Raw genomic sequence first — 24,458 nt, forward strand, 5'->3', positions numbered from 1 at the left:
CATGAAGACGATCTTGATCGCGTTACTCGCGGTGACGACATTGGCGGGCGCGAGCGCAGCGGACGCGCGCGGGCGTTGGAGCGAAGCGCAGGCCAATGCCTGGTATGGCCAGCAGCGCTGGCTGATCGGCTCGAATTATGCGCCGGCCACGGCGATCAATCAGCTCGAGATGTGGCAGGCGGCGACGTGGGATCCCAAGCGGATCGATTACGAACTCGGCCTCGCGCAGGGCATCGGCATGAACACGATGCGAGTGTTTCTCCACGACCAACTATGGCAGCAGGATCCTGAAGGCTTCGAAAGCCGCATCAATGCGTTCCTGGTCATCGCGAAACGGCACGGGATCAAGCCGCTGTTCGTATTGTTCGACAGTTGCTGGGATCCTGACCCCAAGCTCGGACCGCAGCACCCGCCCATTCCGGGCGTACACAATTCCGGATGGGTGCAATCGCCGGGGCTGCCCGGTTTGCGGGACCGCGCCCGCTATCCAATGTTTAAGGCCTATGTCCAGGGCGTGATCGGCGCCTTCGCGAAGGACGACCGTGTTCTCGGCTGGGACCTGTGGAACGAACCGGATAACGGTGCCGACCAATACAAGGGGCAGGAGGGCAAGGAACCGCTCGTCCGCGCAATGCTCGCGCAGGTGTTCGACTGGGCGCGCGCGGCCGACCCGTCGCAGCCGCTGACCTCGGGCGTATGGCTCGGCGACGACTGGACGCCAGGCGGGCAGAGTTCGCCGATGGAGAAGTTGCAGCTCGCGCAGTCGGACGTAGTGACATTTCACGACTATAACTGGCCCGAGGCGTTCGAGCGGCGGATCAAACAATTGCTGCCCTACCACCGGCCGGTGATCTGCACCGAATTCATGGCGCGCGGCAACGGATCGACCTTCGACGGCTCGCTACCGATCGGCAAGCGCTACAATGTCGGGATGATCAACTGGGGCTTCGTAGACGGCAAGACCCAGACCCGGTTGCCGTGGGATAGCTGGCAGAAACCCTATGTGCTGGCCGAGCCGACGATCTGGTTTCACGAGGTCTTCCGCAATGACGGCACGCCGTATCGTAGTGCAGAGACAGATCTAATACGTCGATTGAGCGCAGCGCCATAGCGTCGCTGCTCAAACCAAGCGACGGGATCGTACGCGGTCTTTGGCACGTTACCAGCTCCGCGCAGCATTGCCGACGTCAGCTTTCCATCGACTATTGCTGTTCAGCGGGCGACGCTGGGCGTTAGATCCGTTCGTCTGAGCAACATTAACAAACGTCCGAAGTTGGGTGGCGCTCAAGGCGTCCCGAATGGTTGGAACTGGGTCATGGGGACGCAAAGCTGCCGGACGGCTGGCGACCAGCTTGGTCTGTCGACGCTCCTTGCACCAACGGCGGTATTCGGATCACCCCACGTTTGGCCCAACAGCTGCTATAGGAGCGCACCGCTGCCCCTGCAGCGGATACGTGTATCTGTATCTCAGCTCAGATCGGCTCGCGTTGCAGCGGTATGCGCCGCGTACCTCCAGCCCGTGAGATCGCGGCCTGCACGTCGGGCCGCCGTTTCAGCATGGGCAGGCGGCTGTAGATCGGATCGGGAGGCAGCGTCCCCTCCGGCGGATCGTAGTCGCTCAGCGCGAGCAGCGCGGTCGCGCGCTGCTCGGGATCGTCGAGCCGCTGAATGAAGTCCGCGGCCGCGCCGTCGAAATCGCCCGCGCAGAGCAGCACGTCGCCTAGGGCTCCGATATTGTCGCGCCGATGCGCCTTAACGAAGGCGATCGCGACAGCGGCGTCGGCGGCCCTTCCAAGTCGTGTAGCCGCGCACGCCTGCACCGACCGCATTTCCATCACCCCATAGGCGCTCACATCGCGCCCCGGCACGTCGAAAACCGTGAGCGTGGCCAGGGCATCGCTTGTATGTCCCACCCGCAATTGCGCCCACGCCAAGTTAATCGTCTGGCTAACGTTGAGGGCACCATACTCGACGGTCGCCTTCCCTTGGGCAAACGCGCCGAGAGCTGCTTCGGAATGACCGAGCGCTTCCTGCGCCCGTCCGACTCCGTCCCACCACCAGTTAAGCTGTTCACCGAGATCGGTGTAGCTTGCCGCCTTCGGGCCGAGCGGTGCCGCCGCCTGGAGAGTGGCAAGCGCGGCATCTGCGTGGCCGAGCTGGCGCTCGCGCGCGGCGATCTCGATCACCACCTCAAGCGACTCGGGATGCAGGACGGCGGCGGTTCGCAACGTCGCGAGGAACCGCTCGACCGCCACACGGGGCGAGAAATCGGCACCCAGCGCCTGGCGAAACCGTGGATCGACGCTCAGCAGTAACAGCATCGAGGAATTCTCGATTTGGCGGACCTGCGCGAGCGCGGCGTCCTTTTCGCCTGCCTCGTAGAGCAAGCCGGCATAGTCGCGGCGGAACGGATCGATCACCGGAATCGCAGACTGCGGCTGATAGGAGGACGCGGTGAGCATCGCGAGCAATCGGCGCCGCGCGGCAAGGTCGCCGCCGTCGCGCAGCTGCCGGGTGAGGGAGAACATCCACTGGACAGGTGCCGAGTTGAGCGCACCGCCGCGGCCCTGCGTCATCGCGACGACCGTCGCGAACGCGGCGTCGGGGGTCTTGGCGCCAAGTTCCAGCCACAGCCGGGTACGCCAGACCCAATCGCTGGCCTCGTCGAACTGCGTCGCGTCGAGTGCGAAGCGATGCGCGAGGTCCTTCTGCCCGGTTTCGTATGCGCACGTGACGCCTGCCTCGAGCGCTGCGACGCGAACTGCTGTCGGCATTGTCGTCGACGTCGGCGAAGCGATGCCGGCAGTGATCAGGCGCAGCGCAGTCGTATAGTCCTTGGCGTTCATGGCGCGTAAGGCTGTTTCTGCCCAGGCCGGTAGCTGGACGTCGCGCGCAACCGGGGCGGTGTCGGACGCAGCCACCACAGGGTTCGCACTGGCCGCCGCAAGCAGAAGCCAGGCGGTAAGGTGTTTGGCAATCGGCATTGGAGCCCCCCGGCAGTGGTCCAAACGGTTCGAAAAGCGCGCTTTCCAGCGAATGAAGCCCAGTCTGCCAACCCGGTCAAGCGCGGTTTGCGCTCCAGCGTTCCGGGCAAGTGCGGGGCCGGATGCCAGCAGGCCAGCGGGGCCGAACAGAAATAAGCAGACGATGCGAGCGGCCGGGGCGGCCTGAATGGCGACTTCTCGGTAATCGCCGCCGCAAAGCGGTCGGACGGCCTACGACCAAGCCCGGGTGTTCGCTCGTCACAACGCCGCTCCTGACTGCAGACATTCCCGGCGACGTTAGACCGATAAAATGTCTACCACGATGCAAGAAATCATAGCCGCAATGATTTGCGTCTTGGTGATAGGTTTCGGATGGCGGTGTGGTGTCACAGCGATTCACAGCGGCACTGTGGAACGGTCATGCAATCCCATCGCGTTTTGGTTCGTTATGGGGCTAGCGAGTGTTGTGCTGGTCGCGATGGCGGCACTGGCGTTTGTCGGCAACTAAAGCGTTTTTTCGCCGCAAGCGGACAGTCGCCTAACCACCAACTAGCGTTGTTCAGGGGACAAAGCCCGGCATCTAAACCGGTCGTCAGATTGAGATTAACGCATGTCGGAAGTTGGGAAGCGCTGGAGGGGGCGTGAATGACCGGAAATGGGTCAAACTGAGCCCGTCAGACTTCGGTCCGCTCCGACAGCTCCAAAGCGTCTTCCACATCAACGCCGAGATAGCGGACGGTGCTCTCGATCTTGGCATGACCAAGTAGGATTTGCGCTGCGCGAAGGTTGCCCGTCGCCTTGTAGATGATCGACGCCTTAGTGCGTCGAAGGGAGTGAGTACCGTAATTCTCAGCTTGGAGGCCGATGCCGACGATCCACTCGCGAACGAGGCGTGCATACTGCCTCGTGCTCATGTGCCCCATATAGTCGTTACGGCTCGGAAAGACGAAATCGTTCAATGTGCCGCCACGGCGCTCGAGCCAAGCGAGGAGGGTTTTGCGGGCAGGTTCGACAAGCTCGAACTGCACGGGGCGTTTCGTTTTTTTGCTGCACTACGATCGCGCGATCCCGAACGCGGCCACCCGCAACGATGTCGCCAATGCGGACTTTCACGACGTCGCATCCGCGCAGCTTGCTGTCGATCGCGAAGTCGAAAAGTGCCCGATCCCGCAGCCGCCGATGTTGGTCAAGCCAGAAGCGAATAGCCCAGACTTGCTGAGGTTTAAGCGCGCACTTTGGGCCCAGCACGCGGCCTTCGTCCCAAGGGCGAAGCTCGTTGAAAGCTGGATCTATCGACGAGTGTCCCATCGCTTATCTCCACGTTTGCGAGTTAGCGCCGCAGGCTACATCGAGAGGGTGAATTGGCCGTTCACATCTATGGTTGGCACGATGCCCGTGAACGGACAGCCGGGATCCGAAAGATATGAGGGAAACGTGAATGTCGCTTATTGGGTCAGCGCGGACCGTTAGGCGCTTTCCTCAGAACCATCGCTGCGAAGAGCGGCAACAAGCCAGATCTCGGATATCATGGACTTTGACCGCCGCCCCGCGGCCATCAGGATGGAATGGTCGCCTCGAAAGCCGTCCTCCCAACGTGCGAAGAGACCAGAATAAGGTCGCCGCCATGGCCGCGGAGGATCTGGCGCGCCAGAGACAGGCCGATCCCGCTACCCTCGGGCTTGGTCGTGAAGAACGGGCGAAAGATGTCGGATTCGTCCTGTGCTGCGATCCCAGGTCCGTTGTCGACGATCGCGATCAGCGTCCGACCGATCTGCGCCTCGAAGCTCAACCGTATTTCGGCGGCAGGCGTACCGGCCAACGCTTCGGCTGCGTTTTGCAGCACCGCCCAGAGCGCGGCGTTGATCTGGTCGGGGTCGATCGCCACATTCGATGGCGCTGCGAGCGTTTCCAGCACCAGGCCGATCGCTGGCCAGCGCGCGGCGAACAACATCGCGAGATCGCTGGCGAACCCGGCGACGGCGACGCGCCGTGGAACGGCCTGTGGCAGACGCGCAAGCGCGCGGTAGCTTTCGCCGAAGCGGTGCAGGCTCGCGGCGCGGCGCGCGACCGTCTCGATCGCTTCGCGTACTTGCGGCAGCGGCGGAACGGGATCATCGAGCATCACCACGGCGGTCGCGGCGAGCGAAGCGATCGGCGTCAGCGCATTGACGATCTCGTGGCTGAGCACCTGGATCAGTTCGCGCAAGGCGGCCGCCTCCGCTGCCTTCAGCGCCGTATCGATGTCGATCAGAGCGCCGATCCGCAGCATCCGGCCAGGCAGCGTCAAATCGCTTGTGGTAAGCGCGAAGCTCCGAATGGCCCCGGCGTCGTTCAGCTCGATCTGGGCGGTGCGGCCCGGTCGGGTGTCCGTCAGCGCCGTGCAGAGCGCGGCGGGCGGATCGGGCACCAAGTCGCTCGCACCAAGAAGACGTCGTGCGGCGCGGTTCACCGCTCGAAGCCGGTCGCCGTCGAGCGACACCAGCGGCGCCGGCGAAAGTTCGAGATAGGCGGTCAGCCGCTGGAGCGCGTCGGCATCGGAGTTCGGCAGCGCGGGTGCCGCCGGCAGCGGTGGGGCGGGGCGCTGCTCGACCACAGTGCGGACCACCATCCACAGCGCGACCATCGTCGCGAGCAGCGCGGTCGCGTACAGTCCCTGCGTTGCCGCCAGCGCCAAAATGCCCCCAGTCACCGCGAGGGTTACTGCCCGGAAAGTCTGGCGGACCGCGTCAGAGCCCATAGCGTGCCATCCGTCGATAGAGCGCCGCACGGGTCAGCCCGAGTTCGGCGGCGGCTCGGCTGACGTTAAACGCATGGCGCTTGAGGGCCGTTTCGATCATGGCTTGCTCGCTCTGCGCAAGCGAGCGTGCGGGCTGGAGCGCGCGTCCGTCGGCGTAGTCGACCGGCGGCGCGAGATCGTCCAGTCCGAGCGCAGTGTCCGCTCCGAGCAGCACCGCGCGTTCCATCACCAGGCGTAGCTCGCGCACATTATCGGGCCAACCTGCCTGTGCGATCGCCGTCGCGCCGGCGTCGGAGATCGCGCAGGCGGGCTTGCCATGGCGATGCTCGAAGACCGAGCGGTAATGCCGTGCGAGCAGCAGCGCGTCCCCCTCGCGCGCGGCGAGCGGGGGCATTTCGATCTCGATCGTGCCGATGCGGTACAGCAGGTCTTCGCCGACCGCCGCGCGCAGTCCTGCCCGATCCAACCGGCTTGTCGCGATCATGCGGATACCCTCGATCCGCTGGCCGAGGTCGGTCTGCAACCCGCGCGGCAGGCGATCGACGTGGTCGATGACAAGCGTCCCGGCGAACGCGGCAGCGGTTTGGGCGGCGATCGTCGCCTCGTCGGCGGTCTCTGCGTGGAGCGTGACGAAGGGGCCATCGGCGCGCGCTGAACCCTGGTGGAGCAGCCGCGCGCTCAGGGTCTTGCCGGTGCCGGTCGCTCCCCTGAGCAATACCGACGCCTCGGTCGGCGCGACGCGAGCGATGAGGTCGCGGATCCGCGCCATCGCTGCGCTCTCGCCGAGCAACAGACCGTCGGCGACCGGCGGCGCGGTCGCCGCGTCCAGCTTCGCCCGCCGCAGCGCGACGCCGCGCTGCACCGTCGCAAGCAGGCGTTCGTTGCTCCACGGCTTGATCACGAAGTCAGTCGCGCCCTGGCGCATCGCCTGCACCGCGACGGCAATCCCGCTATGGCCGGTGACGACGATCACCACGGCGTGACGGTCGGCGGCGATCAGCCGGTCGAGCATCGCGAACCCCTCCTCGCCGCTGGTGCGCCCACGGGCGAAGTTGAGGTCGAGCAGGATGACATCCGCCGGCCGCTCGGCGAGTTGGACCCATGCAGCCGCCGGGTCGGCCGCCACCGCTACCGACATTCCTTGACGCTCGAGCAGCAGACGCGCCGCCTTGGCGACGTCGGCATCGTCCTCAATGATCAGGATGGCGGGTGATTCGCTTGACATGCCCTCGCATAGTGTCCGGAAACGGACACTCCGTACAGATGCGCGCCAAGCGGACGGCGATCGCACCGGAAAATGGAGGATTTGCTGGACTTAGCGCGGCTGTCCTGCATCCGGTATAGTGTCCGCATGACGCAAACGACGCCTTCCGGAGCCGCGATGGACCGGCGCATTGAGCGCCCGCAGGCCAAGCGCCGGCGCGTGGTCGTGCGCAGCGCGATCGGCCTTGCCGTGGTTGCGGCGGCGATGCTGCTGTGGTGGCTGATGCCCGGCGCCAATGCGCTGAGTGTCGATGCCGCGGCGATCCGCACGGGAGAAGTGACGCGCGCGCCGTTTCGCGACTTCGTGCCGTTGCGCGCCGAAGTCGCGCCGCTGCGCACAGTGTTCGTCACCGCCGTTTCGGGCGGGCAGGTTGCCGAACTGACCGCCGCGGACGGCGCGATGGTCGCGGCGGGGACTCCGCTTGCGCGCCTCTCCAACCCAGCGCTCGAACTCGACGTCGCGAGCCGCTCGGCCGAGATCGTCGGCCAGTTGAGCGCGACCAGCGGCCAGCGCCTTTCGGTGCAGAACACGCGGCAGGATGGCGCGCGCGATCTCGCCGACGCGCGCAACGCGCTGTCAAAGGCGCAGACGCTGCTCGCGCAGAGGCAGATCCTGTTCGACAAGGGGATTGTCGCCCGTGCCGCGATCGAGCCAGTGCGCTCGGATGTCATCTATCAGCAGGCGCGGGTCGCGACGCTTCAGCGCGGTACGAGCGAAGCGACGGTAACGCTAGCCGACCAGTCCGCCGGGATCGCCGCGACGGCGCAGCAGCTGCGCGAAAGCCTGGCGATGGTACGCGCGAGCCTCTCGGCGCTGGTGGTGCGCGCGCCGGTCGGCGGGCGGCTCACCGCCTTCACGCTGCAGCCCGGGCAGATGCTCAAGAGCGGCGATCCTGTCGGCCAGATCGATTCCGAAGGGCAGTGGAAGCTAACAGCCGACGTCGACCAATTCTACCTGGGCCGGGTCCGCACCGGTCTCGCCGGCATCGCCGATCTCGACGGGCACAGCTACCCGATGACCGTGCTCAAAGTTCTACCCCAGGTGACCGCCGGTCGCTTTCGCGTCGAACTTGCCTTCCGGGGAAGCGTGCCGGCTGGGCTTAATCGCGGCCAGACGCTCGACGTGCGGCTGGTCCTCGGCGCGGACCGGCTTGCGGTCGTCGCGCCGTCGGGCGGATGGCTCGATGCCGGCGGGACCACAGCGTTCGTGTTCGACGGAGACGCCAAGGCCGTGCGGCGCGCGATCGTCACCGCGCGACGCAATCCCGATCAGGTCGAGATCGTCTCCGGCCTCGCCCCCGGCGAGCGCATCGTGACGACCGCGCTCGGTTCCTACGCTGCCTTCCAGACTCTCCTTCTCAAATAGGATTTACCCATGATCCAGCTTCAGGACGTCAGCCGTACCTATGCCTCGGACGAACTCGAGACGACCGCGCTCGGTGGAATCGAACTCGCCGTCGAGGCGGGCGAATTCGTCGCGATCATGGGGCCGTCGGGCTGCGGCAAGTCGACGTTGCTCAACATCCTCGGCACGATCGATCGCCCGAGCGGCGGGCGTTATCTGTTCGAAGGCGCCGACATCGCGCGTGCGCCCGAGGGCGCGTTGGCGAAGCTGCGGCGCGACCGGCTCGGCTTCATCTTCCAGAGTTTCAACCTGATCGACGAGCTGACGATCGCCGAGAATGTCGCGCTCGGCCTTGCCTATCGCGCGATGCCGGCGCGCGAGAAGAAGGAGCGCGTCGCCGCGGCGATGGACCGTGTCGGCATCGCGCACCGCCAGCGTCACAACCCCCACCAGCTCTCGGGCGGCCAGCAGCAACGCGCCGCAATCGCCCGCGCGGTCGTCGGCGAGCCGCGCCTCATCCTGGCGGACGAGCCGACCGGCAACCTCGACACCGAAAACGGTGCGCAGGTGATGGACATTCTCGAGCAGCTCAATGCCGATGGGTCGACGATCGTGATGGTCACACACTCTCCGGCGCATGCCGATATCGCCAAGCGCACCGTCCACATGCTCGACGGCCGCATCCTCTCCTCCGCACGCCGGGCGGCCTGAGATGCTGACCTCGCTCTATCGCTCGCTCGCGCATCACCGGCTGTTCGCGGCGCTCAACATCGGCGGGCTCGCGCTCGGGATCGCGACCTTCCTTGTGCTGTATCTCTTCGTCCAGTTCGAGACGGGTTTCGACCGTGTCCTGCCTGGACAGGACAAGCTGTGGGTGATGGAGGAACGCTATGTCATGCCGGGCTATCCGCCCGACACCAATCCCAACACGATGGGCGGCGAGCTCGACCAACTGCGGGCCGATTTCCCCCAACTGGCCGGCACGCGCTACATGCCCACCGGCGCGACCGTACGGCAGGGGGCGCAGGCGACCGCGGAAGAACTCGGCACGGTCGATCCGAACTTCTTCGAGCTGATGCGCTTCCCCGCGGCCGAGGGCGATCCGACCCGCACGCTGGCCGACCCCAACGGGCTGGTCATCACGCAGCGCGCGGCGCAGAAATATTTCGGAAGCCAGCCGGCGATCGGCCAGACGCTGCAGCTCGCGGTCAACGGTGCAGTCTATCCCTATCGCGTCGGCGCGGTGCTGCGCGACATGCCCGAAAGTGTCACTTTCAAGGACGAGCTGTTCGTGCCGCTCGTCCGGACGCGATTCGGCACCGAACTTTGGGAGCATTGGGGCAGCTCGGCGCTCACCACCTTCCTGCGCTTCTCCGATGCCGCCGCGGCACGCGCGTTCGAGGCGCAATTGCCCGCGTTCCTCGACCGCCATGCCTATGCCGACGGCAACATCAAGAAAGGCGAGTATTTCCAGTCGCTCCGGCCGCTGACCGCGATGCACCTCTACAGCGCAGGAGATCGCGCGATCGTCACCACGCTCGGCGTGGTCGGCCTGCTGACCCTGCTCATCGCGATCGTCAACTACGTCAACCTCGCGACCGCGCGCGCCGGGTTGAGAGCGCGCGAAGTGGCCATGCGGAAAGTGCTCGGCGGCACGCGTCGCTCGCTCATCCGCCAGTTCCTGCTCGAGGCGCTGGCGACCGTCGCGCTGGCCGCGCTGATCGGCCTCGCCCTCGCCGAGATTGCCCTTCCGTTCATCAATACGCTCGGCGGCACCAAACTCACGCTCCACTATTCCGGCAGCGACGGCATCGTGCTGCCGATGATCGCGCTGATCTTCGGGATCGCATTGGTCGCCGGCCTCTATCCCGCCTTCGTCCTGTCGGGCTTCCGCCCTGCCGCGGTACTCGCCTCGACGCGGGCGCCGGGGGGAGGGCGCGCGGGAGCCCGGCTGCGCGGCGCGCTCGTCGTGGTCCAGTTCGCGATCGCCATCGGCTTTGCGATCGGGACCGGTACGATGCTCGCGCAGACCGCACACATTCGCGACGCCGATCTCGGCTTCAAACGCGACGGGCTGTTGCTGATCCGGTCGTTCAGCGACAGCGGGCTCGACGCCGCGCAGCGGGCGGGCGTCCTGCGAAGCATGGCCGCGCTTCCCGGCGTGACCGGCGTCACCGTCGCCAACAATGCGCCGGGCGATCAGGACACCACCAATTTCTCGGGCTACAGCCGCCCTGGCATGCCCGATCAGAAGATTTCGGTGATGGATGTCGGGACGGGTCGCGACTATTTCACGGTCTATGGCGCGCGGCGGATTGCCGGGCGGCTGTTCGACGCGGCGCATGCCGACGACCGCGCGATGCTCGCGCCCGACGCGCGCAAGAAGATCGGCCCCAATGTGGTGCTCAACCGGAAGGCGGTGACGGCCCTCGGCTTCGCCTCGCCTAGCGCGGCGCTCGGGCAGACGATTAGCGACGGTGATCGCCCGTCGACGATTATCGGCGTGATCGACAATCTGCGCTTCCGCAGTCCCCGAGATCCGGTCGATCCGGTCGCTTATTATTACGACACCGTCGGCGTCATCTCGCCAATCGCCGCAGTGCGCTACAGCGGCGACCCCAAAGCGATGACCGCATCGCTCGAGGCTGCATGGAAGCGCGTCGTGCCGGGCGTTCCGTTCCGCGCGCGCTCGGTCGAGGACAATCTGTTCGCGCGGTACTATAAGGCCGATGCGCAGCGCTCCCGGCTGTTCACGATCGGGGCGGTGCTCGCGATCCTGATCGGGTGTATCGGGCTCTACGGGCTGGCCGCTTTCGATACGGCGCGGCGCGTGAAGGAGATCGGCATCCGCAAGACGCTCGGCGCCTCGACCGCGGAAGTGCTGCGGCTGCTGATCGGCCAGTTCATGCGGCCCGTGCTGATCGCCAACCTCGTGGCCTGGCCGCTCGCCTACGTCGCCATGCAGCGCTGGCTCGGCGGTTTTGACGACCGGATCGCGCTGTCGCCGCTGTTTTTCATCGCCACGACGCTCATCGCCTTGCTGATCGCCGCCGCTACGGTGTTCGGCCAAGCGTGGCGCGTGGCACGCGCCGAACCGGCCCGCGCGCTGCGCTATGAATAGGCGCGGCGGTACGTATTAACGAATGTCGGAAGTTGGGAAATGCGGCGAGGGGCAGGAATGGCCGGGATTGGGTCATTCTCGACCCCAATCTGATCGAGACAGGTGCGGGCTTGCTCCCTATCGTAAGCGACCGATGGCTATCAACGTCACTTTGCCACCCCGCTGGCGTAGGATTTTAGATCATCCGCGCGGATTGTACGTGTTGGCTGCGACCGAATTGTGGGAGCGGATTTCCTACCACGGCATGCAGGCGCTGCTGGTGCTCTACATGGTTGAGCAGCTGCTGTTGCCGGGGCATATTGAGCGAATTGCCGGGTTCGAACGCTACCGCACCATTGTCGAGGGCGTTACAGGCCCGCTTTCTACCCAGGCGCTCGCGTCGCAAACGTTCGGACTTTATACAGGGCTGATCTACTTTACACCCGTGATCGGGGGCGCGATCGGCGACCGTATCACGGGGCGGCGTGGTGCAGTCGCGGTGGGTGCTTTGCTGATGACCGCGGGGCATTTTTCACTCGCGTTCGACCGCTCCTTCCTAGTCGCTTTGCTTCTGCTGATCCTCGGCGCCGGATTACTGCGGGGCAATCTGTCGGCGCAGATTAGATCGCTCTACGCCGATGGCGATCGACGCGAGGCAGACGCGTTCCAGATCTATTATGTAGGCATCAATCTGGGCGCATTTATCGCGCCCATCCTGACTGGTGCGTTGGCGGCAATCTATGGCTGGCACACCGGGTTCGCGTTCGCCGGGTTCGGGATGCTTGTTGGACTTGCGGTGTATCTCGCGGGTGCGCGCTATTTGCCGCGCGACCCGGGGCGTCTCGTGGCGGTCCGGCGGAAGCCGCTTACGACAGACGAGCGCTTGCGGATGCGGTGGCTGTTCGCACTGCTGCCGTTCTGCGTCGGATTCTGGATCGCGCAGTCGCAAGTGTGGAACGTCTACAATCTGTGGGTGCGCGATCACGTCGCATTGCATATCGGCGGGTTTACGGTGCCAGTGCCGTGGCTGCAGGCGTTGGATGGATTGGCTCCAATCATCGTGATGCCAGCGTTCCTAACGCTATGGCGGTGGCAGGCTGCTCGCGGGCGCGAGCCCGATGACATCGGTAAAATGGCAATCGGGTGCCTAATCTTCGCAGGCGGCGCCGCCTGGCTGGCGCTCGCGCCGCTGGTGTCGGGCGCAGATGGCCGAGCGCCGCTGCTGTGGGCGGTAGCTTTCCACCTGCTGTCAAACATCGGGTGGCTTTATTTCACGCCGATTGCCCTCGCGCTCTATGCTACTCGGTCGCCGTCTGGGCTCCGCGGCACAATGATCGGGGTCAACACGCTGGGTACATTCGCAGGCAGTGTAATCAGCGGGAGGCTGGGCGGACTGTACGAAATCCTGTCTCCCCCGCAATTCTGGCTGCTCCATGCGGCGATCGTCGGGGGAGCAGGTTTGGGACTATTTATCATCGCGGGCGCCGCACGGGACGGGCTGGCAGAACATGCAGTCGTATCCAGGGCTTAACACTGCGATGTCGCTCAGCCCGATAAGCCGTTAGCGACTGAATTCACCTGAAGTTTGCGGACTGCTGCCGCGCTCGTCTATTTGGACGGTCATTTTAGCCGGGGCGGCTCGCGACTGGTCTCGCCGGCGGGCAAGCGCGACTAAAGCTTTAGCTGAACGAATGGCCGATGTTGGGCGCGCGTTCAAGTTCGGCGAATGGCGGCTTGTTGGGTCGGCGCTGCCAACCCATAGCAACTTTACGTCGTCGGTCGGCAACTACATATCACACTTGGAAAGGCCGATTATGCAGCAAGGCTGGTGGTTTTGAGCGACCGACCGCCAGGATCCGCTGCCTTACTACCCGTACGGCCCCGTCCGAAGTCTGATTGGGAAAGCGCAAATCTTGCTCACCGTGCGACCGGTCGTGCGCGTGTCCGTTCGCTATTGCTCGTGCCTTGAACGACCATTGGGGAAGTCCGCTATAGTGCCTTTCCGGTCCAACTCCGTCCATGCCTACAGGTTTAGCGGACCGGCTGCGGAGGCCGGCCTCGTTTGAAAGAGGCCGACCTCCGCGTTGGATTGCTGTTCACTTGCAGAGCCGAATGGTCGCAGTTTCCCTACCGGCCTGTGCGGGCAATCGCCCGGGGGCCATCATCCCCACGGCTCGCGGACTTAACACTACGTCAGCGCAGCCGACGCGCGGCCAAGTTCGCAAACTCCATTCGGTGAGTGCACTAAAACGGCAATCTCAACCTCTATTTTTTTCCGCAACGGTGGTAGATCCGTGTAATTGGTCCGATTCACTAAAATTGCCCATGCAATCCGTGCATTCTTGTTAGCAATAGCTGTGGTCACTACCCGTGTGTGTCGACGTTTCAACATTAAATTCCACTTACCATCCGCCGGGTGAGTATTCTTCTTTGCACGTGTCATAAGGGGTAGGGCGCCGGAGATAAGTAGGCGCCGAAGGTAAGGATCACCACGTCGAGTGATAGACCCCAATTGTGAACGTCCGCCTGAAGAATGCTGTCGAGGTACGAGGCCGAGCCAAGATGCAAAATGCCGCGATGTCGGAAACCGCCGTGGATCATCAACAGTCGCCGCTAATGCTGTTGCTGTGATAATTCCTATGCCAGGTATGGTCATCAGTCGAACAGAGTCTTGATTAGACTTATGCCATATAATCAGAACTTTTTCGATTTTCTGAATTTGGCGATCAATGAAATCAACTTCCCTAAGCATAATACGGCAAATATCCATGGCATTAGTAGGGATTTCTCTGCTGTCATTTCGATTTCGTCTGGAGATATAATCTGATACGTGCTGGTGACCCAGAGGGAGCGCTATACCAAACTCCGACAGCAGGCTTCTTGCAAAATTTATGGACTGCATTCTCTGTTTCTTAAGTAACTCTCGTGATCGATGTACCATCAATATTGCCTGCCGTTCACATGACTTTATAGGAACTTCAGGAGCAGAGGGCTGCATTAGAGAGCGGCAGATAGCTTCGGCGTCGTTTGCATCATTCTTTTGTCCAATTCGAAAGGCAGAGATAAACCGTGCTGGGATTATTCTCACGTCATGACCGAGCGCAGCTATCTGGCGAGCCCAGTGATGAGACGAAAACCCCGTTTCGATTCCAACTACTGCACTCGGAATTTTCGAAAAAAACGATAGTACATTTGAACGGTTGAGCGCTTTCTGTAGGACGATAAATCCATTTGCATCCAGGCAATGAACCTGAAAATGGCTTTTCGATATGTCCAATCCGATGAACGCTACCTGTTCGAATGAGCGCGACACACCTGTTTGGCGCTGCAACCGTGGACGAGGTAAGCCTGCTCTGGACATCGATTCAGGCATACGGTCGACTCCTTATTGGTTGAGCGCTTAAGATTAGCCGTCTGAGAGGATGCAGTATCCGACGGGGGGGAATTGGTGCCCATGATCCCTATATCGACTAGACACTTTGAGACCGGGGATTTGGCAATACAATAAAACCATGCTGCGCGCTTCATCGCTTCTACTCGGAATGCGGCTTCGAAAGGGTGGGACCGTTTCAGACCTTGCCGGCAGAACGCTCGTTGTCAGAAATTAACAACAGGCGGGTTCTTGCGATCGTGATAAGCCCGCTGAATCGGGACTTAGCGGGAGTGGCCTGGCAGCTTTCGGACGCCTACTGCTTGCATCACTTTGTCCGCTCGGATATGTTTTTCGACGAGCCAAACCGCAAAATTTGGAGAATAGCGGCCTGCGCGGTGGCGTACGCGCTCCATGTGTCGACTATTGTGCGAGATACACTGTTGAGGTGAGGTAGTGCGTGGCAACCTTAAAGGCGGGGTTTCTACGTCGCTGGAGTGGCAGCTGCTAATTTGCCTGCGATCGCATCTATGCGAAGTCGCTTTCGTGAAGTTTAGCCCGTTGCTCAGCATATCTCGGAAGACGCGCGAATAGCCAACTTATCCGAAACCTGACATTTACACTCGGTTGGCTGAACGACGGCCTTGGCTCAATTAGCGTCACAGATCTTGGAGATCAGCAGCCCCGATGACCTCACTCAAGGGAGGTGAACGACCGAAGTTAGGGCTACGAAAAGAGGCTGTGAACGCCCGGAATTGGGCCTTACTGCCGTGAAGCTGCCGTTCCGCTTGCGCCTAACTGTGGACATTCAACTCTCGTCACTTAACCTGCCTGAAGCGTCCCCACACACGAGCATATTGATCCGAGAACGCTTCGCGGATTTTGGTCATTTTTGAGATGCCTGACGACCGATATTGCGGCCAATTAGCCTGGACATCTGCTTTCGCCCATTGCTGCCGAAAGCTATCATATTGGATATCAAAAGCGGTGCAGTCCGATTTCAACGCGACCGCTATCGCTCTGTAGCCAACGTTACCCCGAATTATCGGATCGAAGATAAGTGCGTCGCTCGCCATGATCGATCCTGTTGAGTTCTATACCACGATAATGTCACTACTTTAACAGAGTAGGACATCAGGAGATACTCGCTTGGTCAACGAGGAGAATTCTGATGCGCGTATTCCTGACCGGTGCGACCGGCTTCATCGGCTCCCACGTCATCCCCGAGTTACTCAGCCGGGGCCATCAGGTACTCGGGCTCACCCGCTCCGATGCCGGTGCGCAGAAGCTCGAAGCAGCGGGGGCCGAAATCCATCGCGGTGACCTGGAACGACCCGACACGCTCACCAGCGGGGTCGCTGTAGCCGACGCGGTCATTCACTGCGCGTTTGACCACGATTTCGCGAACTTCGTCGAGAATACCAAAAAGGACGAACGCAACATCGCTGCGATGGGCGATGCGCTGGCGGGGACCAACAAACCCATCCTGATCACTTCGGGCATCGGTATCGGAACGCCGCGCAACGGCGGTCCCGCGACCGAGGATGTGCTCAACCCGCTACATGCTAATCCGCGCATCGTAACGGAGCTTGCCGCCGCAGCGCTGATCGCCCGGCGCATCGACGTGCGCACCATTCGGCTGCCGCAGGTGCACGATACCACCAAGGCCGGTCTGATCACTCCGCTGATCGCCGAGGCGCGCCGTGCCGGGGCCGTCGCGTACCTCGGCGAAGGCCGTACGCGCTGGGCTGCCGCGCATATCAGCGACGTCGCCAAGCTCTACGCCTTGGCTCTCGAAATTGGCGAGCCGGGCGCGCGTTACCATGCGTCGGTGGAGGAGGGCATCGACGCACGGAGGATAGCCGAGGCGATCGGTGCGGGGACCGGACTGCCGGTCCGCTCCGTCGCGGCAAACGAAGTCGAACACTACTTCGGCTGGATGGCTCCCTTCGCCGCACTCGATATGACAGCGTCGAGTGTCTGGACGCGGGCACGGTTGGGGTGGGAACCGACAGGCCCCGATTTGCTCACCGACCTTGCCGCAATGAATTATGCGGAGGCTGAGGCGGCATGATCCATCTCCGTTGCACATTGGCACGCGCGGAGCGAGGCGCCAGCGTGCAACGGCTTTAAACGTTCCCGCCCACTCCCGACCGAGCAGATGAACGAGTGGCCGGTTTCGGGAAGCGGCGAAGAGCTTCCGAATGTCGGTTTGTGGGTCAATCCAACGTTGTAAAACTTTGAATGCGCGGGATTGCAACGTAGGAGTCCCGCCGGCCACTGACGTGTTCAGAATGACGCGGGCGCAAACGATCGGCGTCGTAATGCCGCTGACACGACGAGCGTCGTTTCAATTCTGCCCCTTTGACCTACCCAAGCCATTCGCCTTCGCGAAACCAGATCGTTCCGCACTGTATTCAGCAGATACCATCGAATAAGAAGCGGGGAGTGACCATTTAGCACGATACTCGTCAGCGGTCAGGTCGTGCGTTGCGAGGTGCTTGCGAAGTGCCTTGAAGCGCTTTCCGCATTCCAGGCAGCCAACCGAGCCAGGCTTAACGCTCGCCCGGATCGTCATAGCAGGCGCTGGCAGGTCATCCATACCAGTTGGCGCGCTCGTGCCCTCAAGACCCGCTAGGCTCTCATAGATGGTCTTAATTAGTTGCGGGACATCCTGCGGAGCAACGACATTTGAGGTCAGATGGGCGGCAACAATATCGCGTACGTGGATCAATACTTTTAAATCAGCCATGTTTTATCAGTTACGCTTTTTATGGAGCATTCCTAATTACACCATTTATGAGGCAGTCACAGCGGCATTCGTCCTACGGCCGCGTAACCGTAAAGGCTAAATTGAATTGTGAATGAACGGCGGCTTTCGGGGAGCGGGTCGGGCGGCATGGATAGCGACTTATGGGTCCTCTCCGCCACGAGCATGAAGATCACAAAGCACGGTTTTTACGATAAGACAGTCAGCCGGTTTCCAGATGTGCAAGCTCGATCGGCGCGAACCCGTTCGGGTCCACGCCGACGTCATACTGTCGGAGCATCGGTTTTAGCCGGCCGTGGCTATGGCAGTGCAGGTTGATCGCGCCGCGATGCTGGCCGTTCCACGATCGGAACGGGTAATGGCACAAGACGAGCTTTCGCCCATCGATATCGATCTCAGCATAGTCTGCCGCACTTGCCCAACCGCGCGCGGCGACGGTCGCGTCAGGATCATTGTTGCCTCGGATCAGGTGCTTGTGCCCGTTAAGGCGTTCGAGCAGGCCCTGCACGTCACCGGGACGACGCACGACATCGCCCAAGTGCCAAACCTCGTCATCGCGACCGACGACCGCGTTCCAATTGGCAATCAGGGTCGCGTCCATCTCCGCAACGGTCGCGAAGGGGCGGCGCTGGATGTTGATCGTGCGATGGTCGCCAAAATGCGTATCGGCTGTGAAGAAGGCCGTCATGTCCAGTAGAGCACCCGGGCCAGTGGCAGGACTCGCGCGATTTCCGCGATGAACCATCCCCGCAAGCGCTTCATCGTCTCCGTATCATAGACCTGTTTTTCGGTCCCGAACTTCGTTCGCTTGGTCATGCGATCATTCTGGGTCATGTCGAGCGCCGAGCCTGGATACCAGCCATCCAGGACCGCCTTCGATCCGGGAGTAAAGCGATGCGTGATGAGTTCGATCGTCAGGTCGGCCGTATCCCGCAGCAAGGCCGCCGCCTCGGCGAGCAGTGCGCCGTAAGCGTCTTCCCAGCCATCCGCCGCGATGATTGGCGCGATGGTCAGACCGACCGGATATCCAGCGTCGGACATGCGTCGCAGAGCGATGAGCCGTTGTGCGACCGGCGCGGTACCGCCCTCGAAGCGTGCATAGCGCTTGGGATTGATGGAGGCCCGCATCCGCGTCTTGCCACCGTGATCGAGCGCCAGCAGCGGCTCGACGTCCGCGAATTTCGAAGTGAAACGCAACTGCGTCGCCGCATCGGACCGGCCGAACCAATCGATCATGCGCGACAGCGAGCCGGTCATAGGCTCGAGTGCAAGTGGATCAGTATAGCACGATGCCTCGAACGTGGTGCCTTCATGGGCGCGCGCCGCTGATCGCGAGGTGACGGTGCCTTCATCCATATATCGGGGCAAGACGCCCAGGATCTCATCAAGGTTCGCATAGGCGCGGGTGATCGGTGGTCCCTTCAACGACCCTGCCAAATAGCAATAGCTACAATGCGCCGGGCATCCCGCGGCAAGGTCAACGCGCCAGTCGGCGCTCGGCGCGATCGGTTCCAGCTTCAGCTTCGACGGCGGTGCCACGACGACGGCGAGCGTGGCCTTCGCATCGGCATATGCAGTGTGGGGTTCCGACGGCGGTTGCCAGACGACGCGATCGTTCAGAAGCTCGATCACAGGCACCCCAAAGCGTGCGGCACGCTCGGCGATCACGCGACCGTGCTCCCATTCCCGTGCGGACCGAGTGATCAGAAGCCGGCGCGGGAGCCATCCCATACAAGGTCGATCGGAAGGAAGCGGAAGCGTCATGTTTGGCCAACGCGTGATCGCGGGTCTCCGTTCATCCTAAGGGCAAAAGCGGCTGTTGCTTTCTACCGATCCAAGCAATTCCTACCGGCGGGCCGAAAGCCTTGACGAAAGCGACAATCTGCGTGACCGCATGACCCGTTTAGGGAAACGAAATTGTTGGCATGGACGTCCGCCGCTGGGTCTCAAAGCGCCTTTCGTTTTCGTGTTGGCGCGCGAAAGTCCGGTGGCTTATCGGCAATCCAATGCAGGTAGCGACGCACGTCGTCGCGCTCCCGTAGTTCATCCATCGTTGCGTAGGACGTGGCCAACTCTCGGTTCTTAAAGAAGGCATGGATCGTGCTGTGGCAGATCGGATGCACAGGGACGGTTTGTGTGCCGCCGTCACTCTTGGGTATGACGTAGTGAAACTCCGCGCGTCGCCCGAGCGGTCGCCCGTATAATGCGCAGCTAACTTGCTCTGGCTCTCGTGCTATCCTCACCGCGGCGTCTGAAAGCCCGGCTGTTCGTTTCACGCGTCCACCCACGCCGCTGATATGACGGTTCGCCTTGCTGCTTTCGAGGGTAGTATCCGTGGCTTCGATCCGTCCAACTCGACACCGGGGCATGGCGCCTAGGCGATCGCCAGATCGGACCGGTCGCGTCCGCGCAAGCCGGCCTTCCGGCTATGGCGCATCCTCACGCACGGTCTCGCCGTATCGCGTGGAGCCCCGCCACGACGTCGTAAGGGATCGCGGCGCATTCGCGCAGCCACATCTTGATCTGCAGCTGCCGCGTCCCGCGCGCCACCATCGCAAGCGGCCGGCTGGCCATCCCCATCAACCCGAACAGCATGCGCACCCGCGGCTGATGATAGGCATCGGTGCAGGTCTGCAGCGCCCCATAGCCGTGCGCCCGCGCATAAGCCGCCGCTGCGCGGACCGTCTGCAGCGTATCGCGGCTGACCGAATCCAGGATCAGCCGCTCGGTCGATACGACTCCGTCGAGCATGCCCGCCATCACAGCGGCTTCGGATGGCGGATACTTCCCCGTCCCGCCCGACAGGAACAGGTCGACGCTGGGATCGCCTTGCGCGACCGCAGCGGCATAGCCTACGCGTCGCGCGAGCGCGGGACTCGCGCTTCCGTCGGGCCGCACCGCCGCGCCGAACACGACGACAAGCGTGCGCTGGTCTGTAACAGGGTTCATCATCGAGCTTGCCTAGCTGGTCCGGCGTTGATCCGGAAGCGCGGGCGGCGCTGTGCCTATTAACCCTTCAGCCGTGTTATACGGATCGACGGCTGGGCTTTTTCGGACTGAGCGCGTTTCGCGCGATCGCATGGGAAAGGATCGCACTTCGCGCAGTGAAGAGGTGTCGCCTGCTTGCATGCAGAGGGCCGCAGAATGCTCAGACGGCCCCCTCACGTCGTGTACTGGCAATCAGCTTACGGGCGATCTCGCGCACGGCCTCGTCGTCTTTGCTGTCATCCTTCGCCGGGTCGCCGAGACGATCGAGGCTGCTTTCGACATGGTCGAGCAGGCTGGGATGCTTCGCCTCGACGTATTCGATTAGCTTGAGCAGGACGTGTTTCACCGCGATTTCGCGGTGGCGGGCTTGGACAGCGGTGTCGTCGGTCATCGGGCGGGATGACTGAACGCACGGCGGAGACACTGGCACCAACGCGACGCGGCGTCGCTACAAATGGAACTCACAGCACCTATTTTTGCATCATCCCATGACCACATCACCCCGCTCATCCTCGCATTCGGCGGCAGCCTCGTCGCCGGCTACGGTCTAGCCACCGCCGACGGCTTCGCCGCTCAGCTGGAACATCGCCTGAGCGCTGCATGTCCGGGCGCACGGGTGATCAACGCGGGCGTCGGCGGCGACGCCACCGCGGATGCGTTGCGGCGGCTGCCCCGGGTGCTGTCGCGACTAGAAGGCCGTCCTGACCTCGCCATCGTCCAGCTTGGACCCAACGACGTGCTCCGGTAGGTGCTGCCGTCATCCACGCTGGCGAACCTTGGGGCGATCCTCGTCGAGTTTGGCCGCTGCGGCGTCCCGGTATTGCTCACCACCGTGGCGCCGCCGCCGTTGCCCGCGCAGAGGGCAGGTCCTTACGCAGGTATTCTGGAAGCGCAGGCCAAGCTCCACGGCGCAACGACTTGGCCGTTCTTCCCCGCCGGTGTGCTGGGTCATAGTGACATGGTGCTGGCCGACAGAGTGCATCCGAACGCCAAGGCGATCGCCGCTGTAGTCGAGGCTATGCTGCCTGCAATCGACTGTATTTTGAAGCGCGGAGCGCACCTGATGCGGTGACACTGGCGAAGAGGAGGAAGAGCTGCCGCTCGGAAAACCGGCAATCCAAGACGGAATCCGATTGTGAATGAACGGCGAGGTTTGAGAAGCGGGCAGGGCCACCCCGATGTCCATTTCTGGGTCGTACTCATCAGCGGAAGCCACTCGGGTTTTTCACCTGCGTACGGATCCAATTCGCCATTCTTTCGAGCGCAATGGGTGCCACAGTCTCTTCGATATCGGCATACTCCCCCGGGGCACCTGTTTTCGCCGTTTGGAACAGGTGATTCAGACCCGGCAGCTCGACGAGGGTGACATCAGGGTTGCCCGCGGTCGCCGTGCGGATTGCCGGCAGGTTCTGCTCGGCTGGCACTTGACCGTCCTTGGCACCGTTCAGTGCAAGTATCGGGCATTTCACCTTCGCCAGCGTCGGGCGCGGATCATAATCAATAAGGTCGCGCATCCATCCGGAGCTGAGAGCCATTGCCATTCCCTCGGCCTGACCGTCCGAGCGGAACAGATCACCGGCTTCGGCCCTCATAATTTTGATCGCCCGCGACCGGGCCTCAGCCTCGTCACTGGATCCGCGCATCGCCAAAACGGCGTGATCGGTCAGCGCCTGGATCCGGCGGGTCCGCTCGGGCGCCTGGCCCATCGCCGGGCCGAGCCTGGCGCGCTGCGCTGCCAATACTTGCGACAGCGGCACGCCGGGGCCGGCCATCAAGACGATGAACGCGATCCTCGGGTCCCTTACGGCGACCTTCGGCGCCACCAGGCCGCCTTCGCTATGGCCTATCAGGCCAATCCGCGCCGGGTCGATGTCGGCGCGCTGGCGCAGAAAGGCCACATCAGCAGCGGTATCCGCCGCGAAATCGTCGTCGGTCGCCGCAGCGAAGTTGCCGGTCGACCTCGCGAAACCGCGGTCGTCCATGCGAAGCACCGCAACGCCATCGCGCGTCAGCCGGTCGGCGATCACCGCGAACGGCTTGTGGGCGAGGATCGTCTCGTCGCGGTCCTGCGCGCCCGATCCGCTAATTAGCACCACCGCCGGAAACGGACCCTTGCCCGCGGGCAAGGTGAGCGTGCCTGCGAGTTTCACCCCGGGCGCGCTGTCCACCGTCACCTCCTCGGTACGATAGGGGAATGGCGGGTGCGGGGTCTGCGGGCGCCTGGGCGCGGCAGTCTGTGTCGGTCGTGCGGTGAAGACCAACGGGCCCTTGAAGTTGGGGCCTTTCCAGCTTCCGTCGATGCTGTGGCCGTCGGCCGACAGTGTTCCTTCGAATCGATTGCCGCTGAGACCGAAACTGACCGCCTGGCCTTTGCGGGTGAGCGAGGGGAGCGGCAGGCCGTAGGCGAGTTGATCGGGCGAATCCATGCTGACTACGGTCCCGCAGACGTCGGTCTTAACGTGAAGGATCAGGCGGATCGTGGCGCCCGCGGGCATGATCGTTCCCGTCCAGTCGCCGTCGAGACCGGCGATCACGGGCACATCGGGCTTGCCGGAGGTCAGCACCAGCGGCAGGGGCAGGGCCGTAGCCTGTCGCCACTCGCCGACCCAGGCCTTGCGTGCATAATCCCAGCGGCCGGCATAGCTGCCGCGGATGGCGTTGACAGCGAAGCTGAGCACGCCGCCCTCCATCCTTACCGCGTTCAGCGGGATCGGGGCAGGGGTCTGGTCGGGGCTCTGCATCACGCCGTCATAGCCGCCGTCCGGCCTGGGCTTGATCGTCACCCCGATCCGAAGCGCGACGCCGGGGGGAACGCTGAGCGCGCCGTGCCAATCGCCCGCCGCCTGTTGGGCGCGCGCCGCGCCCGTACCGATCGCAACGATTGCCACCGCTGCTGCCAGCACCGCACTCGGTCCGATGATCCTGTGCATCCTCTGTTTCTCCCCTACGGCGATGGCTGAGTTAGGCGGTCTTTGCCCTGATCCGCAGCGACAGGCAGTAACCGAGCGTCACCGCGATTCCCGCGATGACCGCAGCACTCCCGAACGTCAGCGCGAGGGGGATCGGCGCGAAGGCAAACAGCGCCGCATAGACCGTGCCGCTCAGCACCAGCGCCCAGCCGCCGACCCGCTTGACCTGGCGAGCGCGTACATTGGGGACAAAAGCCTTCGGCATCCGGTTGCCGTACCAGATGATCATGAGGCCGTTCAGGCCGATAACCACTCGGGTCACGGTGTCGCTGTCGACAAAGCCCAGCCTGCGTACGAGGGTGGCGCTGAGCGCCACGGCCAGCATGGCGCCTGCCAACATCAGGCTTGCCTTCACGTCGTTTTTCATCGCGCAGTCTCCTTTTTGGGCTCCGGCGTCTCTGCGCCAATGCCAAACGAACCGACGAAGCCCAGCAGCGCTTCCTCGAGGACCGAAAGCTTCAGGTGATAGATGACGGACTTGCCGGCCTTTTCGGCGTGAACCAGGTCGGCCTCCCGCAAGACCGCAAAGTGCGCTGACATCGTCGGCTTGGAGACGTCGAAGCACTCGCTCAACGCTCCCGCGCTCAGCGGCCCCTTGCGCAACAGCTGGAGTACCCGCCGGCGGGTGGGATCGGACAGGGCCTTGAAGACATTGCTCACGATTCGATCGTTAGCTAATTGTCGAACGGAGTCAAGTCTGTTTGCTGCCGTCACATGCACGGAGGTTGATAGACGGCGAGACGTAGCGCAACCTGAGCATGCACCTGGATGCGGTGCTTCGCGCAATCATTGGACCATTGGGAGCGCAGCTCCCGTCGGCGATCGGCCAAGCCGAGCCACAGCTGCAACATGAACGGGAGGCAGCTTTCGGGAAACAGATGGAGCAGCCTCAATGTCGCTTTTTGGGTCTTTAACACCGCGCATACAGCAGC

Annotated in this window: 22 protein-coding genes and 1 pseudogene; 8 read left to right on the plus strand and 15 right to left on the minus strand. The window is 63.0% G+C overall.

Annotated elements, in window-relative coordinates; all coding sequences use genetic code 11:
• Position 1 precedes the first annotated feature (1 nt).
• Positions 2–1,111, plus strand: a complete 1,110-nt coding sequence (locus tag L8G49_RS12290) for a cellulase family glycosylhydrolase (protein ID WP_242186059.1) — start codon at positions 2–4, stop codon at positions 1,109–1,111.
• 361 nt (positions 1,112–1,472) lie between these two features.
• Here L8G49_RS12290 and L8G49_RS12295 read toward each other — a convergent pair whose 3' ends face one another.
• The 4 genes and pseudogenes from L8G49_RS12295 to L8G49_RS12310 all read right to left on the minus strand — a co-directional run bounded on the left by L8G49_RS12295 (position 1,473) and on the right by L8G49_RS12310 (position 6,946).
• A complete protein-coding gene (locus tag L8G49_RS12295; protein ID WP_242186061.1) occupies positions 1,473–2,984 on the minus strand; it encodes a hypothetical protein in 1,512 nt (503 codons plus the stop codon).
• A 674-nt stretch (positions 2,985–3,658) separates the two neighbouring features.
• Positions 3,659–4,292, minus strand: a pseudogene (locus tag L8G49_RS12300) (tyrosine-type recombinase/integrase).
• 247 nt (positions 4,293–4,539) lie between these two features.
• Positions 4,540–5,721, minus strand: a complete 1,182-nt coding sequence (locus L8G49_RS12305) for a HAMP domain-containing sensor histidine kinase (RefSeq protein ID WP_242186063.1) — start codon at positions 5,719–5,721, stop codon at positions 4,540–4,542.
• Positions 5,711–6,946 (minus strand): response regulator, encoded by a 1,236-nt coding sequence (locus L8G49_RS12310; RefSeq protein WP_242186064.1) that lies wholly within the window; start codon positions 6,944–6,946, stop codon positions 5,711–5,713. Before L8G49_RS12310 ends, L8G49_RS12305 begins: the two co-directional genes overlap by 11 nt.
• A gap of 156 nt (positions 6,947–7,102) precedes the next feature.
• Between L8G49_RS12310 and L8G49_RS12315 the strand changes: the two genes are divergently transcribed.
• The 4 genes from L8G49_RS12315 to L8G49_RS12330 all read left to right on the plus strand — a co-directional run bounded on the left by L8G49_RS12315 (position 7,103) and on the right by L8G49_RS12330 (position 12,960).
• Positions 7,103–8,350 carry an HlyD family efflux transporter periplasmic adaptor subunit gene (locus tag L8G49_RS12315; protein ID WP_242186067.1) on the plus strand — a complete coding sequence of 416 codons (1,248 nt, stop codon included), beginning with the start codon at positions 7,103–7,105 and terminating at the stop codon, positions 8,348–8,350.
• A gap of 9 nt (positions 8,351–8,359) precedes the next feature.
• The gene (locus L8G49_RS12320; protein WP_242186069.1) at positions 8,360–9,040 is read left to right on the plus strand and encodes an ABC transporter ATP-binding protein; all 681 of its coding nucleotides are present in this window, start codon (positions 8,360–8,362) and stop codon (positions 9,038–9,040) included.
• A gap of 1 nt (position 9,041) precedes the next feature.
• Positions 9,042–11,450, plus strand: coding sequence for an ABC transporter permease (locus L8G49_RS12325; RefSeq protein ID WP_242186070.1), 2,409 nt, complete (start codon positions 9,042–9,044; stop codon positions 11,448–11,450).
• A 133-nt stretch (positions 11,451–11,583) separates the two neighbouring features.
• On the plus strand, positions 11,584–12,960 hold the full coding sequence (locus tag L8G49_RS12330) for a peptide MFS transporter (protein ID WP_242186116.1): 1,377 nt from the start codon (positions 11,584–11,586) through the stop codon (positions 12,958–12,960).
• Positions 12,961–13,617: 657 nt separating this feature from the next.
• Here the strand turns inward: L8G49_RS12330 and L8G49_RS12335 are convergent.
• Positions 13,618–14,802 (minus strand): IS110 family transposase, encoded by a 1,185-nt coding sequence (locus tag L8G49_RS12335; RefSeq protein ID WP_242186071.1) that lies wholly within the window; start codon positions 14,800–14,802, stop codon positions 13,618–13,620.
• 815 nt (positions 14,803–15,617) lie between these two features.
• Positions 15,618–15,875 carry a hypothetical protein gene (locus L8G49_RS12340; RefSeq protein WP_242186073.1) on the minus strand — a complete coding sequence of 86 codons (258 nt, stop codon included), beginning with the start codon at positions 15,873–15,875 and terminating at the stop codon, positions 15,618–15,620.
• A 95-nt stretch (positions 15,876–15,970) separates the two neighbouring features.
• Here L8G49_RS12340 and L8G49_RS12345 point away from each other — a divergent pair, with 95 nt between their 5' ends.
• On the plus strand, positions 15,971–16,873 hold the full coding sequence (locus tag L8G49_RS12345; RefSeq protein ID WP_242186074.1) for an SDR family oxidoreductase: 903 nt from the start codon (positions 15,971–15,973) through the stop codon (positions 16,871–16,873).
• 276 nt (positions 16,874–17,149) lie between these two features.
• Here the strand turns inward: L8G49_RS12345 and L8G49_RS12350 are convergent, their stop codons facing one another.
• From L8G49_RS12350 to L8G49_RS12375, 5 genes are all read right to left on the minus strand, one after another.
• Entirely contained in the window at positions 17,150–17,551 is a 402-nt protein-coding gene (locus L8G49_RS12350) for a MucR family transcriptional regulator (RefSeq protein WP_242186075.1), read from the minus strand.
• Between the two features lie 220 nt (positions 17,552–17,771).
• Positions 17,772–18,257 (minus strand): metallophosphoesterase family protein, encoded by a 486-nt coding sequence (locus L8G49_RS12355; RefSeq protein ID WP_242186076.1) that lies wholly within the window; start codon positions 18,255–18,257, stop codon positions 17,772–17,774.
• Complete coding sequence (locus L8G49_RS12360) at positions 18,254–19,333, minus strand: spore photoproduct lyase family protein (RefSeq protein ID WP_347272061.1); 1,080 nt, start codon at positions 19,331–19,333, stop codon at positions 18,254–18,256. The genes L8G49_RS12355 and L8G49_RS12360 overlap by 4 nt, the downstream gene beginning before the upstream one ends.
• Before the next feature lie 675 nt (positions 19,334–20,008).
• Positions 20,009–20,521: a YdcF family protein gene (locus L8G49_RS12370; RefSeq protein WP_242186079.1), complete on the minus strand. Its 513-nt coding sequence runs from the start codon at positions 20,519–20,521 to the stop codon at positions 20,009–20,011.
• 196 nt (positions 20,522–20,717) lie between these two features.
• Positions 20,718–20,948 (minus strand): hypothetical protein, encoded by a 231-nt coding sequence (locus tag L8G49_RS12375; RefSeq protein WP_242186081.1) that lies wholly within the window; start codon positions 20,946–20,948, stop codon positions 20,718–20,720.
• A gap of 63 nt (positions 20,949–21,011) precedes the next feature.
• Here L8G49_RS12375 and L8G49_RS12380 point away from each other — a divergent pair, with 63 nt between their 5' ends.
• Both L8G49_RS12380 and L8G49_RS12385 read left to right on the plus strand, forming a co-directional pair.
• Positions 21,012–21,305: a GDSL-type esterase/lipase family protein gene (locus tag L8G49_RS12380; RefSeq protein ID WP_242186083.1), complete on the plus strand. Its 294-nt coding sequence runs from the start codon at positions 21,012–21,014 to the stop codon at positions 21,303–21,305.
• Positions 21,306–21,629, plus strand: a complete 324-nt coding sequence (locus L8G49_RS12385) for a hypothetical protein (RefSeq protein ID WP_242186085.1) — start codon at positions 21,306–21,308, stop codon at positions 21,627–21,629. It begins immediately after the preceding gene.
• Between the two features lie 130 nt (positions 21,630–21,759).
• On the opposite strand, the gene L8G49_RS12390 is transcribed toward L8G49_RS12385, so the two are convergent.
• The 4 genes from L8G49_RS12390 to L8G49_RS12405 form a co-directional block, all read right to left on the minus strand.
• Positions 21,760–23,340 carry an alpha/beta hydrolase gene (locus L8G49_RS12390; RefSeq protein ID WP_242186088.1) on the minus strand — a complete coding sequence of 527 codons (1,581 nt, stop codon included), beginning with the start codon at positions 23,338–23,340 and terminating at the stop codon, positions 21,760–21,762.
• Between the two features lie 178 nt (positions 23,341–23,518).
• Positions 23,519–23,893, minus strand: a complete 375-nt coding sequence (locus tag L8G49_RS12395) for an ammonium transporter (protein ID WP_242186089.1) — start codon at positions 23,891–23,893, stop codon at positions 23,519–23,521.
• Positions 23,890–24,186: an autorepressor SdpR family transcription factor gene (locus L8G49_RS12400; RefSeq protein WP_242186091.1), complete on the minus strand. Its 297-nt coding sequence runs from the start codon at positions 24,184–24,186 to the stop codon at positions 23,890–23,892. Before L8G49_RS12400 ends, L8G49_RS12395 begins: the two co-directional genes overlap by 4 nt.
• A gap of 50 nt (positions 24,187–24,236) precedes the next feature.
• On the minus strand, positions 24,237–24,458 hold a 222-nt coding region (locus L8G49_RS12405; protein ID WP_242186093.1), incomplete at its 5' end, for a hypothetical protein.

The organism is Sphingomonas sp. CARO-RG-8B-R24-01 (assembly GCF_022662295.1).
In the GTDB taxonomy this organism is placed as follows: Bacteria; Pseudomonadota; Alphaproteobacteria; order Sphingomonadales; family Sphingomonadaceae; genus Sphingomonas.